The sequence below is a fragment of the Actinomyces provencensis genome (assembly GCF_900155435.1).
Lineage (GTDB): Bacteria > Actinomycetota > Actinomycetes > Actinomycetales > Actinomycetaceae > Pauljensenia > Pauljensenia provencensis.
The window spans coordinates 1998306-2015703 of the sequence record NZ_LT700212.1 but is presented as its reverse complement, the minus strand read 5'-3'; the positions used below and the strand labels follow the sequence as shown (position 1 = coordinate 2015703).

Here is a 17398-nt window from a genome sequence, read left to right as displayed (position 1 = left end):
GGGCACAGGGGCGTCGGCAGGAGGGTCGGCACCGACGGGCGTGACGGTGCGGGCAGTGACGCCGACGGTGAGGATGCAGCGAACACCGGTGGGGTCGGGACGGGTGCCGCGGGGACGGGGATGCCCGGGACCCCTCGGACCGGCACGGACGCGTCGGGCGCGGACTCGGAGGCCGGGACCGGTGGTGTGCGCACCGATGGGGCGAGGGCCCTGGGAGCCGGACCCGGCGTGGCGCCCGTCGCCCACGAGCACCAGCTCTACAGCGTCCCGGTCGGACGCCTGCTCGGGTCGATGCTCATCTCCTCGGGGACCCTGATCGGCCTGCTGATCGTGGTCGCGGTGGTCGTCGGCGTCGTCGTGGCCATGGTGCAGTTCGGTGCCCGCTCCCTCACCGGACTCGTGGCTGCCGTCCCCGGCATCCTGGGAGTGGCCTCCTACCTGTGGGGACGGTTCTCGGGCGAGTTCAACTTCACCGCCGCCGTGTCCCCCGACGGCATCCGCATCCGCCGCGGGCTCACCGAGACCCGTTCCCAGACGATCCCGCCCCGGCGGGTCCACGCCGTCTCGGTCACGCAGCCCTTCCTGTGGCGGCGCATGGGGTGGTACCGGGTGACCATCACCCAGGCCGGATACGCGGGGGAGTCCTCGGACTCGGGCAGCTCGTCGAACAGCTCCAATGACGTGCTGCTGCCGGTGGGGACACGCGCCGAGGCCGAACTGGCCATCTGGCTCGTGGTGCGCGACCTGGGGGTGGAGGACCCCCGGGCCTTCATCGGGGCGGGCCTGGACGGGGAGGGCGAGGGGGAGGGGTACGTGCCCAACCCACGTCGCTCCCGGGTGCTGGACCCGGTGTCCTGGCGTCGGCAGGCGGTGGCACTGACCCGCACCTGCCTGGTGGTGCGTCAGGGCCGGGTGTCACACCTGCTGACGGTGGCGCCCGTCGAGCGGCTCCAGTCGATCGGGGTCGAGCAGGGACCCTGGCAGCGGCACCTGGACCTCGCGACGCTGCGCATGCACATCGTGCCCGGCTCCGTGCGGGCCGTGGCGTCCCACGTCGATGCCGCCCATGCCCGTGAACTGCTCTCCGACCTGCTGGAGTTGGGACGCGTGCGCCGTGGCTCCGAGCCCCCCGAGAAGTGGATGATGCGTGTGGCAGCCGTGGTTCCGGACCGGGAGGTGCGCGAGGCCATCGTCGAGGACGCCACCGGTGGAACCGACGACGCTGTCCGTGGTGTGGCCGGCGGTGGGCCTGGCGGCGGGGTCGACGGCCGCCCGGACGAGCGATTCGCCCCGGAGACTCCGGACAGCGGTCCGGGAGACCCCGTGGTGGGGAACTCGCCGGCGGGGACCCCGGCGCTCGGCGGCCCGGTGGTCGAGGGCACGGCGTCGGACGCCCCTGGGGTGGGGGAGGACCGCGGGAAGGCGGACGAGGAGGGCGAGCCGCGTGGGAACTGAACGACCGGGACGTCTCGGTGTCGGCGTGGTCGGGATGGGCCACGTCGGACCTGTCATCGCCTCCGCCCTGCGGGGTGCAGGTCATGCGATCGTCGGGGTGACCGCGTCCTCGCCGGCCTCGCTGGAACGCGCCGAGGTCATGCTGCCCGGTGTGCCCGTCCTCGACGTGGAGCACCTCGTCGAGCGCAGCGAACTGGTGGTGCTGGCGGTTCCCGACGACCAGATCGAGCCCCTCGTGAAGGGGTTGGCCGACCTGCGCGTGTGGCAGGGGGGCCAACTCCTCGCCCACACCAGCGGTGCCCACGGCACGGCCGTGCTCGAGCCCGCACGCCGCCTGGGGGCGATCCCCCTGGCCATCCACCCCGCCATGACCTTCACCGGCACCAGCATCGACATCGCACGGCTGGTGGGCACCCCCTTCGCGGTCACCGCGCCCGCCCCCGTCCTCCCCATCGCCCAGGCGCTGGTGGTCGAGCTCGGTGGCGAACCGGTGGTCGTCGCCGAGGAGCAGCGCCCGCTCTACCACGCCGCCCTCGCCCACGGGGCCAACCACCTGGTGACCCTGGTCGTGCAGGCGCAGAGGGCCCTGGCCGAGGCGGGCGTGGAGGACACGGGTGCCTTCATGCGTCCGCTCCTGGAGGCGGCGCTGGACCGCGTGAGCCGCGAGGGGGAGGCAGGCCTGTCCGGTCCCGTCGCCCGGGGGGACGCAGGAACGGTGGCCCGCCACATGGAGGCCCTGCTCGGCTCGGGTGACCTCGACGACGTCGCGGACACCTACGCCCACATGGCGCGGGCAACCGTGAGGATGCTGGTGGCCTCGGGCCGCCTCCCGGAGCGCACGGCCACCGAGGTCCTGGCCGCCCTGGCTCTCGGAGGGGCCGGGACCTGACGGGGCCGCGGGCCGGGACGTCGCTGCACGCGGGTGGACCCCTCGGTTCTGGTGCGGCCCCGGGGAGCGGGTGGACACCGTTCTGTGTGTGGGCGGTGCCGTTGCGGCTTCGATGTGCATCCCGGTGCTGCGGCGCGGGACAATGGGGTGCCCGGGAGACACCCGGGGACCACATCGAGGAGCAACCCGTGCACGACGCACCTGTCATCGCGAAGAACCGCCAGGAGCTGGCAGCCGCCCTGGCCGACACCAGCGGCACCCGTGCCCTGGTGATGACGATGGGCGCACTGCACGAGGGGCACCTCTCCCTGGTGCGCGAGGCCCGTGAACTGGCCGACCACGTCGTCGTCTCCATCTTCGTCAACCCCACCCAGTTCGCGCCCGGTGAGGACTTCGACGCCTATCCCCGCACCCTGGACGCCGATGTCGAGCTCCTGCGTTCGGTGGGCGTCGAGGTCGTCTACGCCCCCGACCCTGCGGACGTCTACCCCGTGCCCCCGCGGGTGACCATCGATCCGGGCCCCATCGCCCGGGTCCTGGAGGGGGCCACCCGCCCCACCCACCTCGCCGGGGTCGCCCTCGTGGTCACCAAGGTCATCAACCTCACCCACCCGGATGTCGCGATCTTCGGGCAGAAGGACGCCCAGCAACTCGCCATGGTCCGCACCCTGGTGCGCGACCTGGACCTCCCGGTGCGCATCGTGTCGGTGCCGATCGTCCGCGACGACGACGGTGTCGCACGCTCCAGCCGCAACCGCTACCTCTCACCGGAGGAACGGGTCCACGCCCGCGCCCTGTCCAGATCCCTGCGCGCCGGTGCACACACAGCCGGGACGGGTGGGGCGCCCTCGCGCATCCTCGCCGACACCGCTGCGGTGCTCGCACGCGAGGAGGGCGTCGAGGTGGACTACGTGGCGCTCGCGGACCCGGACACCTTCGACCCCGTGGGGGACGGTGCGCCCGGTGGCGCCCGAGCATTCCTCCTGGTCGCCGCGCGCGTCGGGGCCACACGCCTGATCGACAACACACTGCTGACCCTGGGCGGCGGGTCCTCGCAAGGAGGGGAATGAGATGACCGAGGTCATGCGCCCGATGATCCAGGGCAAGATCCACCGCGTGCGCGTCACAGGAGCGGACCTGAACTACGTCGGCTCGGTGACCATCGACGCCGACCTGCTGGAGGCTGCCGACATCCTCGCGGGCCAGCAGGTCGACATCGCCGACATCGAGAACGGCAACCGGCTGACCACCTACGTCATCGCCGGTGAGCGAGGATCCGGGATGCTGCAGCTCAACGGGGCCGCCGCCCACCTGGTGGAGGTCGGTGACCTGGTGATCGTCATGGCCTACGCCCAGGTCCCGGAGTCCCGGGCGCGACAGTGGCGTCCGAAGGTGGTCTTCGTGGACGAGCACAATGTCGCGCTGCACACGGGGGACGACCCGGGTGCCGTCCCCGAGGACACCGCGCGGGCACGCGAGCTGGGCCTGCACTCCACTGGGGTGTCGGGCCCGGCCTGAGCCGTGTGCGGGCCGACGGTGGCCCCACCACCACCGGCTACCATGGGCGGGTGACTGACGCGAACACCGAGCCCACCCCGTCCCCAGATTCCGTGACCCAGGACCCCCTGGGCCAGAAGCCCGTGCCGTCGCCCGCCGACGACACCCCCGAGCAGGTCCGGGTGCGGGCGGCGAAGCGCCAGAAGATGCTCGACGAGGGTGTGTCGCCCTACCCGGTCGTCCTGCCCATCACGACCACCATCAAGCAGGTCCGCGCCGACTACTCCGGTCTGGAGGCAGGCGAGGAGACGGACGTGGTCGTCGGTCTCGCGGGGCGCGTGGTGCTCATGCGCAACTCCGGCAAGCTGTGCTTCGCGACCCTCCAGGACGGGGAGGGCAACCGCCTCCAGGTCATGCTCTCCGCCAAGGAGGTCGGGCCCGAGTCCCTGGCGGAGTACAAGGCCGAGGTCGACCTGGGGGACCACCTCTTCGTCCACGGACGAGTGATCTCCTCACGTCGCGGGGAGCTTTCCGTGATGGCCGAGCCCGGCGGGGACACCGCACCCGCCTGGGAGATCGCCTCCAAGGCCCTGCGACCGTTGCCCAAGACCTTCACCTCCGGTGAGGGAGGGACCGGGGGCGGACTCTCGGAGGACATGCGTGTGCGTCGACGTTACCTCGACATGATCGTGCGCCCCGCTGCCCGGGACATGGTGCGGCTGCGGGCCAAGGTCGTGAAGTCCCTGCGCCAGTACTTCGATGCGGCGGGCTTCGTGGAGATCGAGACCCCGATGCTGCAGGTGCTCCACGGGGGTGCGGCGGCGCGCCCGTTCAGTACCCACATGAACGCCTACGACACCGACCTCTACCTGCGCATCGCCCCCGAGCTGTACCTCAAGCGCGCGGTCGTGGGCGGGATCGACAAGGTCTTCGAGATCAACCGGAACTTCCGCAACGAGGGCGCCGACTCCTCCCACTCCCCGGAGTTCACGATGCTGGAGGCCTACGAGGCCTACGGCACCTACGACACCATGGCGACCCGGACACGGGAGTTCATCCAGAAGTCCGCCCGGGACGCACTCGGCACCGAGGTCGTGACCCTGCCCGACGGCACGTTGTACGACCTCTCCGGCAGCTGGGACCACATCAGCCTCTACGACGCCGTCTCGGACGCGGTGGGGCGCACCGTCACCCCCTTCACCCCGCGCGAGGAGCTCGTGGCCCTGGCGGGCGAGATCGGGGAGGAGATCCCGGACCACTACGTGCCGGGCAAGATCGTCGAGGTCCTCTTCGAGAAGACGGTGGGCGACCACCTGTGGGCCCCGACCTTCGTGCGTGACTTCCCCGAGGACTCCAGCCCCCTGACCCGCGCGCACCGCACCAGGCCCGGTGTGGTGGAGAAGTGGGACCTCTACGTGCGTGGCTTCGAGCTGGCCACGGCATACTCGGAGCTCGTGGACCCGGTGGTCCAGCGCCAGCGCTTCGAGGCCCAGGCCCTGGCGGCCGCGGAGGGCGACCCCGAGGCGATGGTCCTCGACGAGGACTTCCTCACGGCCATGGAGTACGGCATGCCGCCCGCCGGCGGCATGGGCATGGGCCTGGACCGCCTCCTCATGGCACTGACGGGTCAGGGGATCCGGGAGACCATCACCTTCCCCCTCGTCAAGAAACTCTGATGCCGAAGTCCGCTCTGTTCTGACCTCGAAGTCCGCTCAGTTCCAGGGTCGAAGTCCGCTCTGTTCGGGGCGTGAAGTCCGTCCTCCTGGGGCCTGGGGCCTGGGGGTGCTGTCCCATGTCCGATCGGCGAGAGCTCTCCCGTTCTCGTCTCGTCGGGGTCATGGGCGCAGAGGTTCCCCAGCACGCTCCCGCGTAGGGGCGAGCCCGTCACGGCGGTCGGTGCGCGCGGGCGCCTGACGGCGCACTGACCACGGGCACTCCACCCGCTTTGCCCACGTCGGAACCGCGAGGGGCACGACGGCAGATCCCGAGGTGGGACCATTCGGGCGGATCTCAGTGCCGGAACAGAGCGGACTTCGAGGTCAGAACAGAGCGGACTTCGACCCTGGAACTGAGCGGACTTCGAGGGTGGAACTGAGCGGACTTCGCGGGAGGGGGGGTCAGCGGGCGGCGCGCTGGGCCCTGCGTTCGGCGTGGACGAGCGCCTCAAGGGCTGCTGCGGCCTCGTCGAGGGACGCCACGGGCCTGCATCCGCACTCCTCCAGGTGGCGGACCTTGCCCGGCTCCTCGCGGGCCAATCTCAGACCCCGCATGATGAGCACCGGGACCGGCTTGCGGGCCTCGCCCATGTCACGCAGCAGACGGAACCACATGTTGCGCACGGGCGAGCGTGCGATGCAGATCGCGTCCGCCAGCACGCCTTCGTCCTCCAGCCGGTGCACCAGCTCCGCGGCGAAGATCCCCTCGGCCACGAAGAGCGGTTCGTCGCGGTCCAGGACCATGTGCCGCACACCCGTGCGCCGGTTGGTGGGGATGTCGTAGATGGGGACCTCGGTCTGTCCCTGCCGGCAGAGCTCCAGGATGGCACGCACGGCGTCGTCGGCGTTCCAGGAACGGGGGTCGTCCCAGTCGACCAGCCCCTCGCGCAGCATCGGCATGTCCGCGTCGTCACCGTTGCGGTAGAAGTGGTCCAGCGACAGGGAGGTCGTCCCGGTGCGTGAGGTGAGTGAGGTCTTGCCGGACCCGGAGGGCCCGGTGAGGATGATGACGCGTGCGCGCGCCCGCCTGGCGCCCGCGGGGACCTCGAAGAGCCCCTCCTGGCGTGCGTCGGTGTCGGGGACGCCCACCCCGGTCCCCGGCTCCGCCGAACCGGCGCCGTCGCCGACCCCCACCGTCCACGGATCCCCGCCGGGGTGAACCGTCGGCGGAGTCCTCAGCCCCGTGGAGGGATCGGGGTCCCGGTCGGGGTCCGGGGAGACGGCGTGCATGGGCACAAGGATAGCCGCGCGGCCAGGGGTGGCCGGGCCGTCCCTAGGCGTCGGTGACGACCACCACGCACAGGGTGCGGGGACCGTGGACGCCGTCGACGCGGACCAGCTCGATGTCGGAGGTGGCCGAGGGGCCCGCGACCCAGGTCTGGGGACGCTCGGGGTGCTCACCGAGGATCGCCACGGCCTCCGGGACCGTGCCCTGCACCTGGGAGGCCCGCACGACGCAGACGTGCACGTCGGGCAGAAGGGTGATCGCGCGACGTCCCTGGTCGGGTTCGCCGTCGAGCACGATGGTGCCCGACAGGGAGATCGCGGTGCGCGCCGCAGTGACGACGGCATTGACCCCTGCGAGGAACTCCTTGTCCAGTGGCTCCTCGCGGGAGTCGGTGTGCACCTCACGGGGTGCGGATCGCTTGCGACCCCGTCCACGACCGAGCTGCCCGCCCGCTGCTTCGGCCCACTCCTGCGGCAGACCGGAGGGGACGACGACGCTGTGCGCCTCCGCGGCCTCCAGCATGTCGTCGATGGCACCCGGTACCTCTGCGGAGCTGACCTGGGCGACCCGGGCGTGGTAGTCCTCCAGGGCCTCGACGAACTCCGCGACGATCGCCTCCGATCCCGCCGGGGAACCGGCGTGGAAACGGTAATCACGCACGACGTGTGGGTCCGGGGCGGCTGGCTGGGACTGCGCGATGGCCGCGCGCACCGCGGCGAGGATCTCGGTCTTGGCACTCATCGGGCGTCCTCCTCGGGTGTCGTGCCCGTGTCCTGTGGTTCGGTGCCCGCCAACCCTGCGCCGTCCGCTCCAGGTCCCTGCGGCGCCGCGGCGTCCTGCCCGGGCAGCTCCCCCGGCTCGGGAGCATCGACCACACCTGGAGTGGGTTCGTCACGTCCCGCACGCCGTGCCGCCTCCCACTGGCGGTAGGACTGACTGGGAGGAGCCGGGATGTCGCGGGTGTTGGTCCAGGCGGTTGCCGGCCAGGGCAGGTGGACGATCCGGCGGTCGGCACCGGCCACGGCACGTCCGACGGGCATCACGGCTCCGGCCATCCCCATGACCGACCCCTTTGACATCGGCATGATCGAGGCCTTCATCGCGACGTCCCACCCGTTGGGGACACCACCACGTGAGGCCTCCACCGTGCGGTGACGCAGTTCGACGAGGACGGAGGGGATGTCGATGCGCACCGGGCAGGCCTCGAAGCAGGCGCCGCAGAGGCTGGAGGCGAACGGGAGGGTCGCCGCCGGGTCGTCGTGTTCGAAGGCACCGCGCAGCTGGGGGGTGAGGATCGCCCCGATGGGTCCGGGGTAGACCGACTGGTAGGCATGCCCACCGACGTGCTCGTAGACGGGGCACACGTTCATGCAGGCCCCACAGCGGATGCAGTGCAGGGCCTGACGTCCCACGGGGTCCGCCAGGACCCGGGTGCGTCCGTTGTCCAGGAGGATCAGGTGGAACTCCTGGGGCCCGTCCCCCGGGGTGACGCCGGTCCACATCGACGTGTAGGGGTTCATGCGCTCACCCGTGGCGGAGCGGGGCAGCAACTGGGCGAAGACCTCCGCGTCCTGGTACGTCGGCACGATCTTCTCGATGCCCACGATCGAGATCAGGGTCTCGGGCAGCGTCAGGCACATGCGTCCGTTGCCCTCGGACTCGAAGACACTCAGGGTCCCGGTGTCGGCCACCATCATGTTCGATCCCGAGATCGCCACCTTCGCTGCGAGGAACTTGCGGCGCAGGTGGGCGCGAGCTGCTGCGGTGAGGTCGCGCGGGTCGTCGGTGAGTCCCTCGGGTGCGTCCTCCATGCGCTCGCGGAAGATCGCCCGCACCTCGGAGCGGTTGCGGTGGATCGCGGGGACGACCACGTGGGAGGGCATGTCGTCGGAGAGCTGGACGATCATCTCCGCCAGGTCCGTCTCGCGGGCCTCGATGCCGCGCGTGTGGAAGTACTCGTTGAGCCCGATCTCCTGGGTGGCCATGGACTTGACCTTGACCACCTCCGAGACACCCTTGGAGCGTGCGATGCCGAAGGCGATGCGGTTGGCCTCCTCCGCGTCGCGTGCCCAGTGGACGATGCCGCCGCGCGCGGTGACATTCGCCTCCAGCTGTTCGAGCAGCTCGGGCAGGCGGCTCATCGCGTCGTTCTTGATGGAGGCGGCCGCCAGGCGCAGTTCCTCCCAGTCGGGCAGCTCCGAGACGCGCATGTCGCGCTTGTCGCGGATCGTGTGGGTGGCGTGCTTGATGTTGCGCCGCATCTGGGTATTGCGCAGCGTCGCGGACGCGGCGGTGGGGAAGGTGGCACCCCAGCGCAGCGGGTTCTCGGGTGTGGGGGCCGAGGGCGTCCACGCCTGGACCTTCCCGCGGTCGGCGGCGTCCTGCTCGGCGGTGGTCCCGCGGTGGAGGACCTGGTCGACGGCCTGGATCGCGGTGGCCGTGGCCGTGGCGGCCGTGCCGATGGCCTTGGTCGCGGCCTCCTGGAGCTGGATCGGGACCTTCATCACGCACCCACCTTCGTCGTCGTCTCGGGAGCTGCCCAGGGTTCCTCGCGGGTCCCGGCCAGTACCTCGGCCAGGTGCATGGTGCGCACACCCGAGCGCATGCGGGACAGGCCCCCACCGATGTGCATCAGGCAGGAGTAGTCGCCCGCGACGAGCACCTCCGCCTTCGTGGACATGACATTGGCCATCTTGTCGGCGAGCATCGCGGTCGATGTCTGGGCGTTCTTCATCGAGAAGGTCCCACCGAACCCGCAGCAACTGGTCGCCTCGGGCAGCTCCATGAGCTGGAGGCCCTCCACGGCCTCCAGGAGGCGGTAGGGCTTGTCCCCGACCTTGGCGATGCGCAGTGAGTGGCAGGTCGGGTGGTAGGTGACCCGGTGGGGGAAGTAGGCGCCGACGTCGGTCACCCCGAGCACGTCCACGAGCAGCTCGGAGAGCTCGTAGGTGTGCTCGGCGATCTGTGCGGCGCGCCGGCTCAGCTCGTCGTCGCCCTCGGAGGCGGCGACCATGGCCTGTTGGTGACGGATGGACCCCGTGCACGACCCGGAGGGGACGACGATGGCGTCCCACTCGCCGTCCAGGACGGGCTCGAAGGTCCGCACGTGGTTCGCGATGATCGGCATCGCCTCGGGGAAGTATCCGGTGTTGACGTGCATCTGCCCGCAGCAGGCTTGGTCGGCGGGGAAGACCACCTCGTGCCCGAGCCTCTCCAGGAGGTGGGTGGTGGCCTGCGGTGCCTGCGGGAACATGACGTCACCGATACAGGTCGCGAAGAGTGCGATACGCATGCGACGGTGCCTCTCGGCTCGGGATGGACCCCGGAGTGGGGTGGGTCTCCTTCCACGATAGCGCTCCGGTCGAGGTCAGGAGGAGTGGCCGCGACCGCGTCCGTGGGGCGCCCGGCCACCGTGTCACCGGGTGGTGGCTTCCGTCGGTTCCCACCGGGGGTGACGAGGGCGCCCCCCTGGGTGCGTCGTCCCTGTGTCACGGTCGACGGGGAGGAAGCGGACCGGGTGGGTCCGTCAGGCTCCGCGTGCGAGGGCGCCCGGCACCCCGTCCTGCCCGTCCTCCGGGCCGTCCTGCCCGGCGTCCCGGCCGTCACCCCGCCCGACACTGCGGTCACCGCGCCCCCGCGCGTCGCCCTCGTTCGCGCTGCGGGCCACACGGGTCCACGGCGCCTGGGACTGGGGGAGGGGCTCCGAGTGGGGGAGCGGCTCCGCGCTGACGAGGTCGAGGATCATGCGCGTGTTGCCCAGGGTGTTGGGCTTGACCGAGGCGAGGTCCAGGAACTCCTTGACCCCGTCGTCGTGGCTGCGCAGCATCTCCGTGAACACGTCCTCGCCGACGGGGGTGCCCTGGATGACGCGGAAGCCGTGGCGGGCGAAGAACTCGACCTCGAAGGTCAGGCAGAAGGTGCGCATGAGGCCCATGCGGCGCGCACGTCCCACCAGTGTCTCCAGCAGGGCCGACCCGATGCCGCGGTGGAGGTGGGCCGGGTCCACGGCGAGGGTGCGCACCTCGGCGATGTCGTCCCACATGACGTGCAGTGCACCGCAGCCGATGACCGGTCCGCCGGGGGTCTCCTCGACGACGATGAACTCCTGGACGTCCTCGAAGTAGTGGATGAGCTCCTTGGACACCAGGATGCGCCTGGCTGCGTAGGGGCTGACCAGGGCGGCGATGGCGCGCACGTCCGTGGGGCGCGCGTCCCGGATGTGGAAACTCACCGCACCATTGTGCGCGGGTGCCCCGATCTCATGCGTGCCAGGTCCAGGAGCGTCCGGGCGGCGGCGTCGTCGAGGACCAGGTCGGTGGCGACACCTGCGCGCAGGGCACCCAGCAGGGGCAGGGCCTTGGAGGCCCCTGAGACGACGCACAGGCGGTGGGGGATCTTCTGGAGCGTGGCGGGAGTGGGGCCGGAGGCGCGCCTGTTGAGGTCCATCTGGGTGGAGCCGTCCTCACGGATGAGGACGGTGCACACGTCCCCGACCACCCCGTCCGCCTTGGCGTCCTGGAGTTCCTGGGGCTCGAGGTAGCCGCCGGAGTAGACGTGGGAGGGCAGGTTCGCCGCCAGTGCGCCCACACCGAAGAGCGCGACCGTGGCGGACTCGATGGTCTGCAGGACGGACCGGATGGAACGTTCCCGCCAGAGCGCCTGCTTCGTCTCGGGGTAGTCGAAGAAGGCGGGGACGGGGAAGTGGACCATCCGGGAACCGAAGGCGTCGGCAGCCTGGGAGATGATGGAGTCCGCATAGGGCAGGCCCGACTGGCTGGCGTTGGCTGCGCCGTTGAGCTGGACCACGACCGAGCCGGGGAAGTGGACGTGGGGGATGTTGCGGGTGACCTCGGCGGTCGTGTTGCCCCAGGCCACGCCGAGGACGGCTCCGGGTTCCATGAGTTCGACGAGGCGCTCCGCGGCGACGAGGGCGACGTTGTGGAGCCTGTTGACCTCGGTGTCCACGTCGGGCACGGGCACCACGGAGGCACGCACACCGAAGAGATCGTTGATCTGCCCCGCCAGTGTCCCGCGCGTCCCCGGTGCGGCTGCCACGGAGATGCGGACCAGGCCCGTCTCGCGGGCGTGGGCCAGCAGACGCGACACGGAGGAGCGGGACACCCCGAGGTGCCGGGCGATGGTCTCCATGGTCTGGCCCTGGAGGTAGTACATGGACGCGGCCTCATGTGCCTGCTCATCACGGATGCTCACGGGGACCAGTGTGACATGCACAGGCGTTCAATGCCTACGGTTCGATGTGCACCTCCTGAGATACTGGTGCCCGTCGCGACATGCGCAGATGCCCACATCGAAGGAGATGAGAAGTCATGACAGTCCCTGAGCTCTCGGTCACGAACAGGACCAAGGCACTGTCCGACATGTCCTCCGAACCTCTCGACATCCTGGTGATCGGCGGCGGGGTGACCGGTGCGGGGATCGCACTGGACGCGGTGACCCGTGGCCTGCGCGTCGGTGTCGTCGAGGCCCAGGACTGGGCGTCGGGGACATCCTCCCGCTCCTCCAAGCTGGTCCACGGTGGCCTGCGCTACCTCTACCAGCTGGACTTCAAGCTGGTCGCGGAGTCGCTGCGCGAGCGCGGTCTCCTGCTGACCACGACCGCTCCCCACCTGGTCAAGGCCCAGCCGTTCCTGTGGCCACTGAAGACGCCCGTCGTCGAGCGCGCCTACTCCGCAGTGGGCGTGGGCATGTACGACGCCCTGGCCCAGTGGGCCCACAGGGGTTCCGTGCCCATGCAGCGCCACCACTCCCGCAAGGGTTCGTTGCGCCTGGCACCGGCCCTGCGCCCCGACGCGCTGACCGGGTCGATCGTGTACTACGACTCCCGGGTCGACGACGCACGCCTCGTCGTCACCCTGGTCCGCACCGCCGTGCGCTACGGGGCGCTGGCGGCCAACCGCACCCAGGTGGTGGGTCTCAGCAAGGACGCCTCCGGGCGCGTGACGGGAGCCGACCTGCGTGATCTCGAGTCCGGCACCGACCACCACGTCGAGGCGAAGGCCGTCATCAATGCCACCGGCGTGTGGACGGAGAAGACGCAGGCCCTGGCGGGCACCGGGGGTGGCCTCAAGGTGCTGGCCTCCAAGGGCATCCACCTCGTGGTGCCGAAGGACCGCATCCGTTCCAAGGTCGGCATCTTCCTGCGCACCGAGAAGTCGGTCCTCTTCATCATCCCGTGGAAGCGGTACTGGATCATCGGCACCACCGACACCGCCTACCACCTCGACCGGCGTGAACCCGTCGCGGACCGCTCGGACATCGAGTACCTGCTGGACCACGCCAACTCCGTCCTCGCCACACCCCTGACGAAGGACGACGTCATCGGCACCTTCGCCGGTCTGCGGCCCCTGCTGCAGCCGGGCACCCTGGACGGGGACGACTCGAAGTCGACCAAGGTCTCCCGCGAGCACACGGTCACCGAGGCCGCACCCGGACTCACCGTGATCGCCGGTGGCAAGTTGACGTCCTACCGCCAGATGGCCGAGGACGCGGTGGACTTCGCACTCGGGGAGCGGCGCGCCGCCGAGCTGCCCTCCGTCACGGCGGAGACCCCTCTGGAGGGAGCCGACGGCTACCACGCGCTGTGGGGACGTCGCCACACGCTCGCCGAGCACTCGGGCCTGAGCCGGGACCACATCGAGGACCTCCTGGACAGGTACGGCTCCGACATCGAGGTCATCCTGTCGATGATCGAGGAACGCCCGGACCTGGGCGAGGAGCTGCAGGGTGCGCCGGAGTACCTCCGCGCCGAACTCGCCTTCGGGATCACGCACGAGGGCGCCCTGCACCTGGAGGACCTGCTCGTGCGCCGCACGAGGCTGACCTACGAGCACAGGGACCGGGGAACCGCCGTGGCCGAAGAAGCCGCGGACCTGGCATCCGACCTGCTTGGATGGGACCAGGAGAGGAGGTCGGCGGAACTTCGGGCCTACGAGGCCCGTTGTGAGGCCGAGGACAGGGCCGAGGGAATCCTCGACGAGGTCGAGGCCCAGGGCGTCCGTGGCGAGGTCGGGGAGGTGACCCCCTTCATCGACGTGGCACCGGACGTGCAGGGCTGAGTCCCCTCATCCCTGACATGTCGTCCGCCGGGGACCGTCACCAGGACGGTCCGTGGAGGAGAGATTCACCCGCGGGGTGTCCCGCAACCGTGGTCACTGCGGGGGTCCCCGGACCCGAAAGTGGCTCATGTGCAAGGTGGAATGGGCCACCCTCACAATCGGCGTGATGACGCGCCGGAGAAAGGTAGTGCACAGTGTTCACGACATTGCTCCCTGCGGCGATAGAAGCAGGAACGACCCCGACGAGTGCTCAGATCTTCATCTCGGAGTTCTTCGGAACGACGATCCTCCTGCTCCTCGGTGCAGGTGTGGTCGCCACGAACCTCCTCCCGAAGTCCAAGGGCCGTGGGACCGGCTGGTTGATGGTCAACTTCGGGTGGGGCTTCGCAGTCTTCGCCGGTGTCTACGTCGCCTACGCCACAGGCGGTCACCTCAACCCCGCCGTCACGATCGCCAAGGTCGTGGGCCACATGTTCGACTCCTCGGTCACCCTGAACGGACCCGCCATCGGCGAGGGCGGCGTCGCCGTGACCGCCCTGAACGTCATCATCTACATCGTCGCCCAGTTCCTGGGTGCGTTCGTCGGTGCGGTCCTCGCATGGCTGGCCTACAAGAAGCAGTTCGACGAGGACCTCGACCCGGCCCTCAAGCTCGGCGTGTTCTCCACGGGTCCTGAGGACCGTTCCTACGGTTGGAACGTCGTCACCGAGGCCATCGCCACGGCAGTGCTCATCATCTGGGTCTTCGTCGCCGGATACTCGAAATCGGGCCTGGGACCCCTCGGTGTCGCGATCATCATCGTCGTCATCGGCGCCTCCCTCGGTGGCCCGACGGGGTACGCCATCAACCCAGCCCGTGACCTCGGGCCGCGCATCGCACACGCCGTCCTGCCCATCAAGGGCAAGGGTGACTCGGACTGGGCCTACTCCTGGGTCCCGGTCGTCGGCCCGATCATCGGTGCCATCGTCGCCACGGTCATCGTCTTCGCCGTCGGCCTGGCCTGATCGACGCGGACGCCATCCACCCCTCCCCGGTGTCGGTCGGGACCGCGGTCCCGACCGACACCGGGGGAACTCCCTGAACACCACCACGTACAAGTGAGAAGGACTGACATGTCAGAAGAGAAGTACGTCATGGCGATCGACCAGGGGACGACCTCGTCCCGGGCGATCATCTTCAACCACTCCGGCGAGATCGTCGCCGTCGGCCAGCAGGAGTTCACCCAGATCTTCCCGAACCCCGGCTGGGTCGAGCACAACCCCCTGGAGATCTGGGACTCGGTCCGGGCCGTCGTCGCCGACGCCTTCGCCAAGGCGGGCATCAACCGCCACCAGCTCGCGGCGGTCGGCATCACCAACCAGCGTGAGACCACGGTGGTGTGGGACAAGAACACCGGTGAGCCCGTCTACAACGCCATCGTCTGGCAGGACACCCGCACCGCTGCCATCACCCGTGAGCTCGCCGGCGACAAGGGCATGGACCGCTACAAGGACATCTGTGGTCTGGGCCTGTCCACCTACTTCTCCGGCCCGAAGATCAAGTGGATCCTCGACAACGTGCCCGGCGCCCGCGAGAAGGCGGAGGCCGGGGACCTGTACTTCGGCAACACCGACTCCTGGGTGCTGTGGAACATGACCGGCGGGGTCGACGGTGGCATCCACGTCACCGACGTCACCAATGCCTCGCGCACCATGCTCATGGACATCACGACCCTGGAGTGGCGTGAGGACATCGCCTCCGACTTCGGCATCCCGCTGTCGATGCTGCCCGAGATCCGTTCCTCCTCCGAGGTCTACGGCTACGGCCGCAAGCAGGGTCTGCTCATTGACACGCCCATCGCGGGCATCCTGGGCGACCAGCAGGCGGCCACCTTCGGGCAGGCCTGCTTCGAGCGTGGGCAGGCGAAGAACACCTACGGCACCGGCTGCTTCATGCTGATGAACACCGGCAACGAGCCCGTGTTCTCCGCCAACGGACTCCTCACCACAGTGGCCTACAAGATCGGCGAGGAGCCTGCGGTCTACGCACTGGAGGGCTCCATCGCGGTGGCCGGGTCCCTGGTGCAGTGGCTGCGTGACAACCTGGGCATGATCGAGAAGTCCAGCGACATCCAGGCGCTGGCGGAGACGGTCGACGACAACGGTGGCGTCTACTTCGTCCCGGCCTTCTCCGGCCTCTTCGCGCCCTACTGGCGTGACGACGCCCGCGGGGCGATCGTGGGCCTGACCCGCTACGCCAACAAGGGCCACATCGCACGCGCGGTCGAGGAGTCCACGGCGTTCCAGTCCCGTGAGGTCCTGGACGCCATGAACGCCGACTCCGGGGTCCCCCTCAAGGAACTCAAGGTCGACGGCGGCATGACGCACGACGGCCTGGTCATGCAGTTCCAGGCGGACCTGTGCGGCGTCGACGTGGTGCGTCCGAAGGTCATCGAGACCACGGCCCTGGGTGCCGCCTACGCGGCCGGCATCGCCGTGGGCTTCTGGGAGGGGACCGACGACGTCATCGCCAACTGGCAGGAAGGGAAGCGCTGGACGCCGAAGGCGGACCAGGAGGAGATCGACCGCACCTACCGCCTGTGGAAGAAGGCCGTCACGCGGACCTTCGACTGGGTGGACGACGACGTGAAGTGAGCCACCCCTGTCGGTGACGCGGGTCCGGGCCAGGTGCGCGGACCCCGGGGCCGATCGGGACACTGGACAGGGACGGGCCCTGCCCCTCCGGGAGACCGGGGTGGGCAGGGCCCGTCCCTGCACCCGACCGCACATGCGCGAGGGCGGAGCCCGGTGCGCGCCCGAGTGGGTGCGCACGGGCGGGCACGTGCCGGGGAGGGACGAGGTGCCCGGCTCCCGGCAGTCCGCGACTCAGAGGAAGTCGAAGGGGTTGAACTCGTCGACGTCGATGATGCGGATACGGGGCAGTTGCACCTGGAAGGCGTGGACGTCGTACTCGAGGTCGATGACCTCCAGACCCAGGTCCACCAGCTCGTGGAGCTGGGAGGAGAGGAACTCACGGAAGCAGACGACGGCGACCTTGCGCCCCATCTCCAGCAGGGTCCGGACCTGGGGGACGAAGTCCCCGTCGTGGCTGCCCAGGATCACCGAGCCCGAGTCCAGCTGCGCGATGGCCTCCAGGGTGCGTTGGACACCGACGTCGACGACCTTCATGCCCGCCGGACCCGCCAGGGGAATGGCCTTGTAGTCCATGGCAGTCAGGGCCTGGACGAATCCCATCGGCAGGTAACCGCTCGAACCATTGAGGAAGAACAGGCCCTTGGCCGGCTCCCCCCACGTCTCCCCGGCCGATGCCAGGACTCGGTCCCATCGTGGACGTTCTTCGGGGGCCGGACGGTGGTCCAGCACGGACATTCCGAGGGTGGCGTCGATGTTCTCGCCATCGACCACCAGGTAGGTCGTTTCAGCCATGCGCCCAGAGTAGGGCCTGCAGGCACGGACGAGGGGCGGGTGGCCGGTTCCCCGACCACCCGCCCCTCGGTGCTGCAGCTGGTTCCCCCCGGTCCCATGGGCCCGGGAGCGGT

Annotated in this window: 14 protein-coding genes and 1 pseudogene; 8 read left to right on the top strand and 7 right to left on the bottom strand. The window is 70.0% G+C overall.

Features of this window, described 5'->3' with window-relative positions:
• The 5 genes from BQ9890_RS08920 to lysS form a co-directional block, all read left to right on the top strand.
• A partial coding sequence (locus tag BQ9890_RS08920; protein ID WP_195907653.1) for a PH domain-containing protein occupies nucleotides 1–1455 on the top strand: 1455 nt, incomplete at its 5' end.
• Nucleotides 1445–2344 (top strand): Rossmann-like and DUF2520 domain-containing protein, encoded by a 900-nt coding sequence (locus BQ9890_RS08915; RefSeq protein WP_268258646.1) that lies wholly within the window; start codon nucleotides 1445–1447, stop codon nucleotides 2342–2344. The genes BQ9890_RS08920 and BQ9890_RS08915, both read left to right, overlap by 11 nt.
• A 188-nt stretch (nucleotides 2345–2532) precedes the next feature.
• On the top strand, nucleotides 2533–3414 hold the full coding sequence (panC, locus tag BQ9890_RS08910) for a pantoate--beta-alanine ligase (protein ID WP_075890942.1): 882 nt from the start codon (nucleotides 2533–2535) through the stop codon (nucleotides 3412–3414).
• Between the two features lies 1 nt (nucleotide 3415).
• Nucleotides 3416–3862 carry an aspartate 1-decarboxylase gene (gene panD, locus BQ9890_RS08905; protein WP_075890940.1) on the top strand — a complete coding sequence of 149 codons (447 nt, stop codon included), beginning with the start codon at nucleotides 3416–3418 and terminating at the stop codon, nucleotides 3860–3862.
• Nucleotides 3863–3969: 107 nt separating this feature from the next.
• On the top strand, nucleotides 3970–5517 hold the full coding sequence (gene lysS / locus BQ9890_RS08900; RefSeq protein ID WP_075892950.1) for a lysine--tRNA ligase: 1548 nt from the start codon (nucleotides 3970–3972) through the stop codon (nucleotides 5515–5517).
• 441 nt (nucleotides 5518–5958) lie between these two features.
• On the opposite strand, the gene BQ9890_RS08895 is transcribed toward lysS, so the two are convergent.
• The 6 genes and pseudogenes from BQ9890_RS08895 to BQ9890_RS08870 all read right to left on the bottom strand — a co-directional run bounded on the left by BQ9890_RS08895 (nucleotide 5959) and on the right by BQ9890_RS08870 (nucleotide 11956).
• Complete coding sequence (locus BQ9890_RS08895) at nucleotides 5959–6786, bottom strand: uridine kinase family protein (RefSeq protein ID WP_230297886.1); 828 nt, start codon at nucleotides 6784–6786, stop codon at nucleotides 5959–5961.
• A 43-nt stretch (nucleotides 6787–6829) separates the two neighbouring features.
• Entirely contained in the window at nucleotides 6830–7525 is a 696-nt protein-coding gene (locus BQ9890_RS08890; protein ID WP_075890938.1) for a LutC/YkgG family protein, read from the bottom strand.
• Nucleotides 7522–9288 carry a LutB/LldF family L-lactate oxidation iron-sulfur protein gene (locus BQ9890_RS08885; protein WP_078062343.1) on the bottom strand — a complete coding sequence of 589 codons (1767 nt, stop codon included), beginning with the start codon at nucleotides 9286–9288 and terminating at the stop codon, nucleotides 7522–7524. The genes BQ9890_RS08890 and BQ9890_RS08885 overlap by 4 nt, the downstream gene beginning before the upstream one ends.
• On the bottom strand, nucleotides 9288–10076 hold the full coding sequence (locus BQ9890_RS08880; protein ID WP_075890936.1) for a (Fe-S)-binding protein: 789 nt from the start codon (nucleotides 10074–10076) through the stop codon (nucleotides 9288–9290). Before BQ9890_RS08880 ends, BQ9890_RS08885 begins: the two co-directional genes overlap by 1 nt.
• Before the next feature lie 438 nt (nucleotides 10077–10514).
• Nucleotides 10515–11042: pseudogene (locus BQ9890_RS08875) on the bottom strand (amino-acid N-acetyltransferase); the annotation flags it as partial.
• Nucleotides 11012–11956 (bottom strand): sugar-binding transcriptional regulator, encoded by a 945-nt coding sequence (locus BQ9890_RS08870; RefSeq protein WP_075892946.1) that lies wholly within the window; start codon nucleotides 11954–11956, stop codon nucleotides 11012–11014. The gene BQ9890_RS08870 and the pseudogene BQ9890_RS08875, both read right to left, overlap by 31 nt.
• A 155-nt stretch (nucleotides 11957–12111) precedes the next feature.
• Here BQ9890_RS08870 and BQ9890_RS08865 point away from each other — a divergent pair, with 155 nt between their 5' ends.
• The 3 genes from BQ9890_RS08865 to glpK all read left to right on the top strand — a co-directional run bounded on the left by BQ9890_RS08865 (nucleotide 12112) and on the right by glpK (nucleotide 16493).
• The gene (locus BQ9890_RS08865; RefSeq protein ID WP_075890934.1) at nucleotides 12112–13860 is read left to right on the top strand and encodes a glycerol-3-phosphate dehydrogenase/oxidase; all 1749 of its coding nucleotides are present in this window, start codon (nucleotides 12112–12114) and stop codon (nucleotides 13858–13860) included.
• A gap of 194 nt (nucleotides 13861–14054) precedes the next feature.
• A complete protein-coding gene (locus tag BQ9890_RS08860; RefSeq protein ID WP_075890932.1) occupies nucleotides 14055–14864 on the top strand; it encodes an MIP/aquaporin family protein in 810 nt (269 codons plus the stop codon).
• Nucleotides 14865–14972: 108 nt separating this feature from the next.
• The gene (gene glpK / locus BQ9890_RS08855) at nucleotides 14973–16493 is read left to right on the top strand and encodes a glycerol kinase GlpK (RefSeq protein ID WP_075890930.1); all 1521 of its coding nucleotides are present in this window, start codon (nucleotides 14973–14975) and stop codon (nucleotides 16491–16493) included.
• Nucleotides 16494–16724: 231 nt separating this feature from the next.
• Here glpK and BQ9890_RS08850 read toward each other — a convergent pair whose 3' ends face one another.
• On the bottom strand, nucleotides 16725–17285 hold the full coding sequence (locus BQ9890_RS08850; protein WP_075890928.1) for a PIN domain-containing protein: 561 nt from the start codon (nucleotides 17283–17285) through the stop codon (nucleotides 16725–16727).
• Between the last annotated feature and the right edge of the window lie 113 nt (nucleotides 17286–17398).